The organism is Streptomyces chiangmaiensis, assembly GCF_036281785.1.
In the GTDB taxonomy this organism is placed as follows: Bacteria; Actinomycetota; Actinomycetes; order Streptomycetales; family Streptomycetaceae; genus Streptomyces; species Streptomyces chiangmaiensis.
The window spans coordinates 1-12277 of sequence record NZ_JAYWVC010000085.1; the positions used below are offsets into that span (position 1 = coordinate 1).

Annotated in this window: 13 protein-coding genes; 3 read left to right on the forward strand and 10 right to left on the reverse strand. The window is 69.5% G+C overall.

Going from position 1 to position 12277, the window contains the following annotated elements:
- The first annotated feature begins 32 nt into the window (after positions 1 to 32).
- Complete coding sequence (locus tag VXC91_RS23175; RefSeq protein ID WP_329509239.1) at positions 33 to 3221, forward strand: ATP-binding protein; 3189 nt, start codon at positions 33 to 35, stop codon at positions 3219 to 3221.
- Positions 3222 to 3300: 79 nt separating this feature from the next.
- On the opposite strand, the gene VXC91_RS23180 is transcribed toward VXC91_RS23175, so the two are convergent.
- From VXC91_RS23180 to VXC91_RS23210, 7 genes are all read right to left on the reverse strand, one after another.
- Positions 3301 to 3594 (reverse strand): hypothetical protein, encoded by a 294-nt coding sequence (locus VXC91_RS23180; protein WP_329509240.1) that lies wholly within the window; start codon positions 3592 to 3594, stop codon positions 3301 to 3303.
- Between the two features lie 149 nt (positions 3595 to 3743).
- On the reverse strand, positions 3744 to 4142 hold the full coding sequence (locus VXC91_RS23185) for a nitrile hydratase accessory protein (RefSeq protein ID WP_329509241.1): 399 nt from the start codon (positions 4140 to 4142) through the stop codon (positions 3744 to 3746).
- Complete coding sequence (gene nthA / locus VXC91_RS23190) at positions 4139 to 4753, reverse strand: nitrile hydratase subunit alpha (protein ID WP_329509242.1); 615 nt, start codon at positions 4751 to 4753, stop codon at positions 4139 to 4141. Before nthA ends, VXC91_RS23185 begins: the two co-directional genes overlap by 4 nt.
- Positions 4750 to 5412: a nitrile hydratase subunit beta gene (gene nthB / locus VXC91_RS23195; protein WP_329509243.1), complete on the reverse strand. Its 663-nt coding sequence runs from the start codon at positions 5410 to 5412 to the stop codon at positions 4750 to 4752. The genes nthA and nthB overlap by 4 nt, the downstream gene beginning before the upstream one ends.
- 197 nt (positions 5413 to 5609) lie before the next feature.
- Positions 5610 to 6098, reverse strand: coding sequence for an MSMEG_0572/Sll0783 family nitrogen starvation response protein (locus VXC91_RS23200; RefSeq protein ID WP_329509244.1), 489 nt, complete (start codon positions 6096 to 6098; stop codon positions 5610 to 5612).
- A gap of 60 nt (positions 6099 to 6158) precedes the next feature.
- Complete coding sequence (locus VXC91_RS23205) at positions 6159 to 6416, reverse strand: hypothetical protein (RefSeq protein ID WP_329509245.1); 258 nt, start codon at positions 6414 to 6416, stop codon at positions 6159 to 6161.
- A gap of 1 nt (position 6417) precedes the next feature.
- Positions 6418 to 7755: an FAD-dependent oxidoreductase gene (locus VXC91_RS23210; RefSeq protein WP_329509246.1), complete on the reverse strand. Its 1338-nt coding sequence runs from the start codon at positions 7753 to 7755 to the stop codon at positions 6418 to 6420.
- 227 nt (positions 7756 to 7982) lie between these two features.
- Between VXC91_RS23210 and VXC91_RS23215 the strand changes: the two genes are divergently transcribed.
- Positions 7983 to 9026 (forward strand): AIR synthase related protein, encoded by a 1044-nt coding sequence (locus VXC91_RS23215; RefSeq protein WP_329509247.1) that lies wholly within the window; start codon positions 7983 to 7985, stop codon positions 9024 to 9026.
- Complete coding sequence (locus tag VXC91_RS23220) at positions 9023 to 9439, forward strand: OsmC family protein (RefSeq protein ID WP_329509248.1); 417 nt, start codon at positions 9023 to 9025, stop codon at positions 9437 to 9439. Before VXC91_RS23215 ends, VXC91_RS23220 begins: the two co-directional genes overlap by 4 nt.
- Here the strand turns inward: VXC91_RS23220 and larC are convergent.
- The 3 genes from larC to larE are packed head-to-tail and all read right to left on the reverse strand — an operon-like array spanning position 9358 to position 12201.
- Positions 9358 to 10611, reverse strand: coding sequence for a nickel pincer cofactor biosynthesis protein LarC (larC, locus tag VXC91_RS47465; protein WP_425578494.1), 1254 nt, complete (start codon positions 10609 to 10611; stop codon positions 9358 to 9360). The two genes, VXC91_RS23220 and larC, sit on opposite strands and share 82 nt — an antisense overlap.
- The gene (gene larB, locus VXC91_RS23235) at positions 10608 to 11336 is read right to left on the reverse strand and encodes a nickel pincer cofactor biosynthesis protein LarB (protein ID WP_329509249.1); all 729 of its coding nucleotides are present in this window, start codon (positions 11334 to 11336) and stop codon (positions 10608 to 10610) included. The genes larC and larB overlap by 4 nt, the downstream gene beginning before the upstream one ends.
- A gap of 31 nt (positions 11337 to 11367) precedes the next feature.
- Positions 11368 to 12201 carry an ATP-dependent sacrificial sulfur transferase LarE gene (gene larE, locus VXC91_RS23240; RefSeq protein WP_329509250.1) on the reverse strand — a complete coding sequence of 278 codons (834 nt, stop codon included), beginning with the start codon at positions 12199 to 12201 and terminating at the stop codon, positions 11368 to 11370.
- Between the last annotated feature and the right edge of the window lie 76 nt (positions 12202 to 12277).

Sequence of the window (12277 nt, forward strand, 5' to 3'; positions counted from 1 at the left end):
GAGGCCCCTGGGTGCAAGCGATGCGGTCGAACATGGTGCGTTTGCGTCTCATCGGCTCCTTCCGGATCGAAGGCCACCCCCTGGAGCCCATCCCGGCAGGCAAGGCCGAACGTCTCCTCACGGTGCTTGCCGCACACCCCGGCCACTTTCGGCCACTGTCCGTGATCGTCGAGGCACTGTGGGCCGACGGGCCACCGGACAAGGCGGATCGCAACATCGCGGCCCTGATCAGCCGCTTGCGCCGTTCCCTCGGCCGGCAGCGCATCGAAGGCGGGCCCGGGGGCTATCGGCTGATCACCGACGAGAGCCTCACCGTCGACCTGGCCGAAGCGGAACGCTACGTGCGCACGGCGGAGCGTGAGCAAGCGCGTGGTGTGTGCGCGGTGGCGGCAACGGCCGCTGCGAGTGCCGCAGGCCTGCTGGCAGCGGATACACCGTTGGCGAACGAGCCGGACGCACCCTGGGTCCACGAGGTGCGTCAGGTCGTCGACGGTCTTCTGCGACGTGCACGCGCGTGCAGTTGGACCGCCGCGCTTGAAATGGGCGAGGTCAGGACAGCTGTCGAGGCCGCATCTGCCGCGTTGACCAGTGACCCGTTCGACGAGGAGGCCTGCCGGGCCGTCATGCGCGCCTATCGGCTCGGGGGCGAATCCGGTGCCGCGCTGGCCGCATACGAGCGTCTGCGGTCGTCTCTCGCCGAGGACCTCGGCGCCGATCCGGCCCCCGTCACCCAGGCGCTGTACCTGTCGGTCCTCCGCGGTGAGCCCCCGTCCACTCCCAGCCGCGCCATCGCGGGCCGCCCACGGGCTGCGACGTCCTCGCTCGTCGGGCGGGACACAGAACTGCAGAGCCTTCTCGACCGATGGTCGCAGGCCGTCCTCGGTCACGGTCAGGTCGTTCTGCTGGTGGGCGAGTCCGGGGTGGGAAAGACCTCTCTGACCTCGGCACTCGCCAGGCAGGTGAGTGCCAGTGGGGCCCTGGTCGTGACAACGGGGTGCTTCGAAGCCGAACGTTCGCTGTTTCTCCAGCCGTTCGTCGAGGCACTCCGCAGTGTCATCGCATGGCAGACCCCGCAGGCCGCGCGGGAGCTGTTCCGCGGGTGGAACGGCCCCTTGTCCGAGCTGGTGCCGGAGGTCGCCCGGCTCATCGGACCGGTGAACTACGAGCGCTATGAACGGGGTACGCCCGAGACGGAACACCGCAGGACCCTGGAGGCCCTCGCGGCGGTCCTCGGGCGGCTCACCGAGTCGCACCCCGTTCTGCTGATCATCGAGGAGCTGCAGCACGCCGGACAGTCGACCATCGAGGCCCTGCACTTCCTCACCACGCGGGTGACGGGGTGCCGGCTGCTCATCCTCGGGACGCTGGAAGCGGCCGAGGCCGCGCACATCACGGATTCGCTCGAAGGGTCCGTGACGCGCATCGGCATCGGGCCACTCTCCCGTGCCGCCGTGCGCACCCTCGCCATGGAGGCCGGACTGCCCGTCGACGCGGACTGGTTGTACGAGTGGACCGGCGGGTCTCCGTATTACGTCACAGAACTCCTCCGACCCGGCCACGAGCTTTCCGCGGCGGGTCACAGCCCGCCCGAGCACATGTCCACGTCCCTCCGCGATGCCGTCGCCCGCCGAATCAGCCACGCGGGGAGGGACGTCGGGCTCCTGCTCCAACTGGGGGCCATCCTCGGAGTCGCGTTCTCCCTCGACGATGTGGCTGCCCTGGGGGACCTGGGCGTCGAGGAGTGCATCCGCCGGGCCGAGAAGGCACAACGCGCCGGCCTGCTCGAGCCCAGTGGCGAGACCTTCCGCTTCTCCGGCCACATCATCCGCAAAGTGGCCTACGACTCTGCGTCCGAGCCCGTGCGCATCAGCCGGCACCGGCGCGCGGCACGGCTTTTCGCCGCCCAACCAGAGGCGGCGGCACACCAGTTGGTGGCTGCGGGTGACTGGGCACCGGCGGTTGAAGCGTGGTTGCGGGCCGCGGACGCCGCCCACCTGGCGTTCTCCAACCTTGAAGCCGAGCGGCTGCTCACGGAAGCGCTCGCGTCCGCAACCCGATCGGGAGACCGCAGGCTGCTCGCGTCGGTCCGGCTCCGCCGCGGCCAGGTCCGAGCCGACCTGGGACGGTACGACGCCGCGCGGGAGGACCTCTCGACCACCATCGGGCTGGCCACAGAACTCGGCGACGAGGGGGTGGAAGCCCGCTCCCTCGAGCAACTCGGCTGGACCGCCCTGTATGCCCGCGACGCCCTCGCCGCCGTCGACCTGGCGTCCCGCGCCAGCCACCTCGCGGAGTCGGCCGCGGCCGCTCCCGGAGCGCTGCCCAGTTCGTTGCTCCTGCTCGGCCGGGTCCGTCACTGGGACGGCGACTACACAGGGGCTGCCGAAGCCTACGAGCAGGTGCTGTCGGCCCAGACCGACGAGGCGACCAACGCCATGGCCCTCGCCCAGAAAGGGGCCCTGCTCCAACACCTCGACCACTTCGGTGATGCCCGTCGGGTCCTGGAGCGTGCGGTGGTCCTCTGCCAGAACACCGGACTGCTGCGCCCGTTGCTGCAGAGCTTGTTCTTCACCGCGCTCGCACGCGGTGACGCGGGTGACTTCACGGGAGGACTGCGTGCCCTCGAGCGGGCGCGCCGTCTGATCGACGAGGCCGGAGTGACGTACTACCGCGCCGGCATCGACACCACGATGTCGTGGCTGTGGCGGGAGCTCGGAGAGGTGGGCCGTGCCAGGGAGCTCGCCGAGCGGGCCATCGAGTCCACTCGCCGGGGCGACGCGCTCGAGCTCGAGCAGGAAATGCACGCGCGGCTGGCACTGGCCGACTGCGATCTCCTGTTGGGGAGAGAGGACGAGGCCGCCGCGGAGGTGGCGGCCGCTGTCCCCCTGCTCCGGGGAAACATGCCGTTCCGGCCACGCGCCGAACTGCGCCTCCTGGAGATGCAGGCCCGTTGGGACGAGACCGCCGCTGAGGCTCTGCTGCAGACGGCACGCACTGCCTCGTCCACGAAGTACGAGGCCCTTGCGCTGTGGCACCTCGAGCGACGCGAGGAAGCGGCGCGCACGGCGCTGCTGACCGGCTCGGACCTGGTGGTGGCGAGTGTGGGGAACCCGCACGACGCCCAGGAGGCGGTGGAACGGATCACGCGGGGCCTGCCGGCCGAGCTACGGAAGTCGTTCGTCGCTCGTGGTCGGCTCCCCTCGCTCGTCCGATCCCGCTGACCGAGGCGCAGCCAGCCCGCGCCTCGGTCGGCGGGCGAGGAGCGCAGCCCGCCGCGCCGGCCCGGGTTCCGGTGCAGGCTCACTCGTGGGTGTGCGCACCCTGTGCCGCGAGTTCGACAAGACGCAGCGCGCAGGCCGCCTCCACCACCGTTCGCGCATCGATGAAGTCGTCCGACTGCTCCGCCGAACCCGCGGACAGCGACTCCACGGGCTTGTTGTCGACGTCCAACAGGTCCTCCACGCTGTGGCAGTTGACCCGCAGCTCGGCCAGCACCCTCCCGACGCGCTGCAGGGCCCGTTGATACGCCTCGGTGTCGGACAGGGCCAGCGGGTACAGCCGCTCCTCGGCAAGTCGCCAGCGAGCCCGTGTCATTCGCATGTGCTGCGCTGTCATTGCTGGTTCTTTGCTGTGCATGGTTCCTCCTCGGGACCCTTGCGTACCCACCGCCACCGCCATGGGAAAGGGCCCGACGTGCGCTGCCCGGGGGCCAACCGATACGAAGACGTCAAGACGTCACAACGTCAGTGACTGTGCTCGTGGTCGTGCTCGTGGTCGTGCTCGTGCTCGTGGTCGTATCCGGCCGGCCGGTTGGCCAGCGTTTCCACGCGGTCGATCACTTCATCCGCGGACAGCACTCCGCTGCCGATGACGACGTCCTCCAGCGCCTGCAGCCAGCAGCGGTAGTAACTCCACTGCGCGCCGGCCGGATCGGCTTCCCACTCGTTGATGCGCGCGATGAGTCGCCGGCGGAAGTCCTCCCATGCAAAGGCACGCTGATCGTGCAGGGTCACGGCCAGCCCGAACGCACGGCTCTCCCAGGGCTCGGTGAACAGCAACTCGCCGTTCTGCCGGGGAAGTGCGGTCTTTCCTTCGGTCTCCAGCAAACTCTGCTGTACGGAATTCGAGGTCGGGCAGGTCATTGCACATCGCCTTCCGGGCTCGCGGACACCTTGGCCACACCGACCATCGAGTCCCGGCTCACCAGGGCGACCAGCTCGTCCTCCGACAGGTTCCCCGTACCGGCCGGACGCTCCGGCAGCACCATGTAGCGCACCTCCGAGCTGCTGTCCCAGATCTTGATCTCGACGTCGTCGTCAAGGTCGAGTCCCATTTCGGCCAGCACCGTACGCGGCTCCCGCACCACGCGCGCACGGTAGGCGGGGTCCTTGTACCAGCTGGGCGGCAGTCCGAGCACCGGCCAGGGGTAGCAGGAACACAGCGTGCACACCACGACGTTGTGCACGGACGCGGTGTTCTCGACCACGACGATGTGTTCGCCCTGCGGCCCGCCGAAGCCCAACTCCTTGATGGCAGAGGTTCCCTCGGCGAGAAGGCGCTCACGGTACTCTGGATCGGTCCAGGCCCGGGCCACCACCTTCGCGCCGTTGAGAGGGCCGACGTCACTCTCGTAGGTCTGGATGAACTTCTCCATCACCGCCGGGTCCACCAGACCGCGCTCGACCAGCAGTTGCTCGAGTGCTTCGGTGCGCACGGCAATCGGTGCGCGGCCCGCGATCAGGTCCTCGCTCACGCCACAGCCTCCAGGTAACTCTCGTACAGGTCCGCGGTCAGTTCGAACTTCTCCGCTTCCGCGCCCCACAGTTCCTGCGAATCGAAGGTCACCGCGTACACGTGCTGGGCGTTTTCACCGAGGAAGTGGGCGTGCGTGTCCGGCAGCAGGGCCGCGGGACGGATCGACTGGATCAGGCAGGGACGCCGCCGCAGATAGCGGGCCAGCTTGGTGTGGCCGGCGGTGTGGAGGTCCCTGGTCATCACCCGTTCCCCGACCGAGAACTTCGGTGGATCGTCGATCGAGCGCAGCGACCCCGGTCCGGTCGGCTGGTAGTCGGGCTTGGTGGGTTCGGGGACCGGAGGTTCCTCGATCTCCTCGCCGGCGTTCGCCCTGATCCGCGCGTCCACCGCGTCCTTGGCGATGATGTTGCTGTCGGTGAGCAGGAGCTCTGCCGCGTGCAGCCACCGTCCGTAGTAGCCGTCGGCGAGGTAGTCGATCGGCTGCAGCCTCTCCAGCGCGTGCCGGAAGGCGTCGAGGTTCCTGCCCGACAGCCGCATGGACAGCAGGGACAGCGCGAAGGCCCTGCCTTCCCAGCGTTCCGTGAACACCGGTTCGGGAAGCGGGGGCGCCAGATCTCCCCACCCGTGCATGCCCCCCATGTCATGTATCCCGTCCAACGTGCGCCACCTTTCCACCATCCCGTATGAAGCCGGGAGTCACCGTTCGCAACCGCCGTGGCGTGGGGCCGCCGACCGCCGCGGCGCGTCTGCGGGGGCGTGCCGCCCCCTCGGATGTGATCCCGACCGGATCGAACGGGGGTGGGACACCGGACCGGGTGCTGCCGGCGCCCCACCCCGAGGCCGAGCGACGAAGCTCAGACCGTCCAGGTGTTCATCTGGAAGGCCTTCTCCCGCCATGCCGTGAGCGCCGTGTCGAGCACGTCCAGCGGGTGGAACGGTGTCACGCCGGGGATCAGGTCGTCCTCGCGGAAACCGTACAGCGCGCCCAGAGCGAAGCGGCAGGCGTAGATCTTGCCGCCCTCCTTGAGGATCGTCTTCAGCTGGTTGCTGATCGCCATGTGGCCGGGGAAAGCCTCCTGGCCCACCGCCGGGTAGCCGCGGGTGCCGGAGGCGAGGAGCACGCCGGGGCCGTACAGGATGACCGAGACGTCGAAGCCCTTGCGCAGCAGGCGGGTCGTGGTGAGCAGGTTCACCAGTCCGACCGAACCCTCGTAGGGCACCGTGTGGATGAAGATGTACGCCTTCTCACCCGGATTCGCCTGAATGTCGTCGAAGAGCTTCTCGTCCGAGTTGTACAGCGTCTCCCCTTCGTTGGGGAGCTCGGTGGTGATGGACTTCGGCATGCGCTTTCCTCCTTGCGGGTTGTGAGTGATGTGCTGCATCTCCTGCTCTGCGGGCCGCCGTCACACCGCCGGGCCGGCCGGCCGCCTGGCGGCCGGCCACTGCTTGCGGTGGCTTCCCGGCATGAGCTTGAGGACCCAGGCGCGGAAGACCCAGGGAAGGAGCCGATAGATGGGTGCGAAGACGCGCAGCCAGAAGAAGTCCTTGAGTCCCTCCGGCGGCCTAGGCCGGCGTGCACCGTACTGCTCTGCGACCTGTTGCTGCGCGGCGACGAGGAGGTAGTGCTCGGAGTTGGTGCGCAGCCACCTGGCGAAAGCCATGTCAGCCCTTTCCTGCGGCGTTCACGCCGTTCTGAGCCGCGACGACGATGGGTTCGTTCAGTGCGCCGATCGCCGGCGAGTACACGTTCTCCATGACCGCGAGGTCGTTGAGGGTGAGCCCGAACTTGATGGCGGTGGCCAGGAAGTCGGCGCGCTCCTTGATGCCCTCGCCACCGACCATCTGGGCTCCGATGAGGCGGAGCGATCCCGGCTCGGCCAGCAGCTTGACCCGGACCTTCTTGACACCCGGGTAGTAGCGGGCCCGGGAGATGCCGTCCGCGGCACCGAGCACGTACGGAATGCCGAGCGCCTTCGCGGTCGTCTCGCCGAAGGACGCCCCACCGATGATCCACTTGCCGGCCGGCGTTCCCCAGGGGATGTACACCGGCTGGTAGGTCTTGGAACCGCCGCCGGCGTTGAATCCGGCGACCTTTCCCTGTGCGTAGGCGTGGCTTCCGGTCAGGCCCTGCAGTCCGACGCCGGTCACCCCGTGCGGCAGCTCCGCGCAGTCGCCCGCGGCGAAGACATCCCGGGCAGATGTCGCCATCCGCTCGTCGACGATCAGTCCACCGGTCGGCCCGGTCTTGAGACCGGCCTGCGCGGCCAGCCTGTTCTCCGGCTCCTTGTGGGTCGCGACGACGGCGAAGTCCGCGGGCAGCTCTCCCTGCGAGGTGAGTACGCCGCGCACGCGCCCGGAACCGAGGAACGCCTCGAGGGTCGTGTTGAAGTGCAGCCTGACCCCGAGTTCGCGCCAGGACTCCTCGACGGGGGCCATGATGTCCGGGTCCGCCATCTCGGCCAGCGGCCAGGGGTGGGGGTCGATCAGATGGGTCTCGATTCCGCGGTGCGCCAGCGCGGTGACCATCTCCAGGCCGAGCGGCGTGGCGTTCACCACGACGGCCACCTTCGCCCGGTCGATGACCTTGTCCCACTCCATCGCCTGACGGATGTTCTTCACGTAGTAGAGACCGTCGAGGTCACTGCCCGGCACCCCGGGATCGGCGTAGTGGAAGCCTGTCGCGATCACCAGCCGGTCCCACGAGACCTCGCCCTCACCCGCCACCTGGATGGTCTTCCTGCGGACGTCGATCGCGGTGACTTCCGTCTGGTAGTGCACGTCGATGCCCGCACGGACGTAGGCCTCCTTCTCCGCCAGGAACAGCGCTTCGAAGGTTTCGATCTCCTTGCCGTGCACATACGGGATGCCGCACGGACTGTAGGCGACGTCCTCGAACTGCGTGTACACCACTACGTCGTTGGCGGGGTCGGCCGCCTTGACTCCTCCGGCGGCGCCCAGCCCCGCCGCTCCTCCACCCACCACTACGGTCTTGTGCGGCACCAGCACTCCTCTTTGCCACTCGGGAGGACGCCCTCCGGAGGGCGTGCACTATAGATGACGGGAGTTGACTATACTAAAATCCCGTTGTCAAGAAGCCGAGCGCGACCGAGTTCCCGTGCCGTTCGCGTTCGCGAGGTGACGCCCCACGCCCCGCATGACGTTGCCTATAGTAAAGATCCATACACTATGGGAGCATGTGCCGGTCCGCTCAGGAAAGGACGACCGACATGTCCCCAGTGCACACCGGGCCTTCGAAGGACTCGCCCACGCGTCAGGACCTGCTCGCCGGCATCGTGGATGCCGTGCGCACCCATCCCGGCATCGCGAACAAATCCGCGATCGGGTTGGTCACCGAGGTGCTCGGCAGGACCGACTGGCTGACCGGCCCCGGCGACGACGGGGCCGTGGTGGACGCCCTCGGCTCCACCGTCGTGGCCTGTGGGGAGGCCCTGCTGCCGCAGTTCGTGGCAACCGACCCGTACGGCGCGGGAGTTGCCGCGGTACTCACCAACGTCAACGACCTCGCCGCGATGGGAGCCCTCCCTCTCGGCATCGTGGACACCATCGTGGCGAACGAGCAGGTGGCCAGGACGGTGCTCGAGGGCATGCGCCACGCGTGCGAGCTCTACGACGTTCCTATCCTGGGCGGTCATCTGACCCCGCACACGGGATCGCCCTCGGTGTCGGCGTTCGGTGTGGGCGTGACGACCCAGGCGCTCACGATCACCCGGGTGTCCCCGGGGCAGCGGCTGATGCTCGCCTGCGCCGTGGACGGCGAGATGCGCACCGACTTCCCGTTCTTCCGGTCGTTCGAAGCCCGCGGGAAGCGCTGCGCCGGCGACGTGCGCGTCCTAACCTCCGTGGCCGAGTCCGGCGCGTGCGTGGCCGCCAAGGACGTCAGCATGGCCGGACTGGTCGGTTCGCTCGCCATGCTCCTCGAATGGGGCGGCCACGGAGCCACGGTCGACCTCGACGCGCTGCCCACACCCGACGGCGTGTCCCTGGCGGCATGGCTGACCTGCTTCCCGAGTTTCGCCTTCCTGTTGTGCGTTCCGGCCGGCCGCGAAGAGGACTGCGCGGCACCGTTCCGCGACAGGGGCCTTGCCGCCTCCGTGATCGGAGAGATCGACGATTCGGGAGCGGTCTCCCTGTCCCTCGGGGACCGGACCGAAACCGTGATGACCGTGTCGGACTCGCCGGTGACCCGCCTGGACCGGACGTCGCCCGGCCCGTCACCCGCCGTGCTGCGGACGACGGAAGGTGCGCGGTGAGGAGTCGGTCGGTCCGGGCGACCTGGGAGGAAGGCCTGCGCTGCACCGTCGATGCGGGCGGATTCCCGTTGACGGTGGACGAGCCGCGATCCGTCGGTGGGAGCGACCGGGGACCGCAGCCCACGGACCTGCTCCTCGCCTCCGTCTCGTCCTGCTTCACCGTGGCCCTCGCCTACTGCGCGGCGCGGCAGGGGGTTGAGCTCGTCGATCTGCGGGTCACCGCGACAGGCGTGTACGACGGCCCGAGTTTCGCCTCGGTGCGCATAGAGGTTTCCTCGGGCTGTGAACGAGCCGCCCTGAGACAGCTCATCACCGCGGCGGAAAAGGTCTGCTACGTGACGAACACGCTGCGGCGTGCCCCCGACATCGAGATCGCCCTGGCCGAGGAGCGGAACAGGGCCGATACACCCTGAATCTGACGAGCCGTCACCGTTCTTCCGGCTGCTCCTGCAAGGATTGCAGGGCCAGTTGAGCGACCTCGCGCACCGGCCGGCCGAGCGCGCCGGCCGCAGCGACCACGTCCTCGTGCTCCGGCTTGGCCCCCCACACCCCGTGTTTGATGCGAATCGCGTGCCCCTGCAGGTCGATCACGGATGTTCTGCGCTCGAGCGCCACCTTGTCCACCGCCGTCCTGCGCAGGCCCAGCGTTCCGGTCTCCGTGAAGATCACCTCCTCCAGGTCTGCCAATGCGATGCAGGGGCGCGAGCACGTGCACCGTGTGCGCGGGGCGGCCCTTCTTCATCGTGATCGGCGAGACCCAGGCGTCGGCGGCTCCGGTGTCGAGAGCACGGCGAATCAGATGCCCCAGCACCTCGCCCGTCACATCGTCCACATTGGTCTCGAGGAGGATCTCGGTGGACAGCGAGGCCCGGGGCGTACCGAGCAGTCCCTGTGTGACGTTCGGCCGGTCCTCCACGACCCGTGTCCCCGCGCCGTAGCCGACGGCTTTCACCGCCATCGGCGGCACCGGTCCGTAACTGGCGGCCGCCGCCAGCAGCAGCGCCGCCCCGGTGGGTGTCACCGTCTCGCCGTCGATCGCCGCGCCGGTGATCTGCGCCTGCGCCTCGGCCAGCAGGGCGACCGTGGCCGGGGCGGGCAGCGGAAGGACTCCGTGCCGGGTCCGCACCGTCCCGGTGCCCAGCGTCAGCGGGGCCGACCGCACGGCGGTGATGCCCAGCAGGTGCAGGCCCGCAGCGAAGGCGACGGTGTCGACCACCGTGTCGGGGCCACCGATCTCGTGCAGGTGCACCTGACGTGCGTCCTCGCCGTGCAGGTGGGCTTCGACCCGCGCGATCGCGGAGATGGCCCTGGCGGCGAGCGCGGCCACGGGCTCGGGCCGTGCCTGCCGCACGATGTCGAGCAGTTCGGCGGCCCGCCGTGACGGCGCGTCGTCGTCGACAGTGACCACGGCACGCGTGGCGGTCAGCCCGCCCGTCATGACCCGCTCGGCGTCGAGTGCCCAGCCGGACAGTCCGGTGGACGCCACGATGGCACGCATGTCGTCCAGCGGGGCGCCGAGCGCGAGCAGCGTGCCCACGCCCATGTCCCCCGACAGGCCGCTCACCGGATTCAGCCAAAGGATCACGCCGGGCGCCGTTCCTCACGGGTCATGGCCGCCGCGGACGGCGCGGCTGCCCGGGCGATCCGGAACGCGGCCATCGCGGCGGCGAAGCCGGAATCGATGTTCACCACGGTCATCCCCGCCGCGCACGAGGACAGCATCGCCAACAGGGCGGTCACTCCCGCGAGGTTGGCACCGTAACCCACCGACGTGGGCACGGCGATCACCGGGCACCCCACCAGGCCGCCGACGACACTGGCCAGGGCTCCTTCCATGCCGGCGACGCACACCACGGTGTCCGCACGGTGGAGCACGTCCGACACGGCCAGCAGCCGGTGGATGCCGGCCACCCCCACATCCGCGATCCTCTCGACCTCGAGCCCGATCGCCGAGGCCACTGCGACCGCCTCCGCGGCGACGGGACCGTCGGCGGTCCCCGCCGACACCACGGCGACCCGGAAGTCCAGGAGGCCGGCCCGCCGCCAGCACAGGAGCCGACCCGCCCGGTCGTACGTTCCGTCCGGCACCTCGGCCAGGACCCGGGCGGCGACCTCGGATTCCACCCTCGTCACCAGAACGGGACCACTGTTGCGGGCCAGGAAGTGACGCACCAGACCGGTGATCTCCTGCGTCGTCTTGCCCGGCCCGTACACGATCTCCGGAAGCCCCTGACGCGCCTCGCGGCCGATGTCGGGCCGCGCGAAGCCGAGGTCGTCGAAACCGTACTTGCCGTCCGTATCGCTGTTCACACCATCTCCCGGCATGGTCCGGCGTTCTGCCTCAACCGGCGGTCCGCGTCGGAGGCCTGCCCGGCATGCCCAGCAGCACGTTCATCCGGCCACTGCGAAATCCCGCCAGGTCGATCGCCGCGAACGCGAAGCCCGTCGCCCGCAGTTCCCTGTCCAGCAGGTCACGCGCGACCACGACGCGTTCGATGTCCTCCTCCGGGACCTCGATCCGCGCGACCGTACCGTTCGCGTGCGCGCGCACCCGGCATTCCGCGAATCCCAGGGCGTGCAACACACTTTCCGCCCGGTCGATGCGCTCCAGGACCTCGGCGGTCACCGGATCTCCGTAGGCCACGCGGGAGGCGAGGCAGGCCGATGCCGGTTTCGCCGCGGTGGACAACCCCAGTTCGGCGCTGACCCTGCGCACGTCCCCCTTGGACATTCCCACGTCGACAAGAGGAGAGATCACACCTCGGGCCGCGGCGGCACGCTGGCCGGGACGGTGGTCGCCCAGGTCGTCGGTGTTGGTGCCGAGGGCGATCCGCCCACCGGCCAGGGAGGCGATCGGCTCCACGGCGTCCAGCAGCGCCGACTTGCAGTGGTAGCACCGGTCGCCCTGGTTGCGTACGTATTCCGGGCGCTCGATCTCGTCCGTGCACACTTCCACGTGCCGGATGCCGTACCGTCCGGCGAATTCCCGGGCCTGGGTGCGGGCCGTCGGTGACAGGCTGGGCGAGACCGCGGTCACCGCGACGGCACGCGGTCCGAGCTCCTGGCTTGCCACGGTGGCCACCAAGGCGGAGTCGACTCCGCCGGAGAAAGCCACGATGAGTGCCGTCTCCTCGCGTATCCGCTCCCGCAGGGCGCGGAGCAGTTCTTCTGCCACTCGTCCTCCTCATTCGCCGAGGGAACCGGCAGACCCACGGCCGCCCCACCCACCGGTCTGCGTCGCAACAACGCAG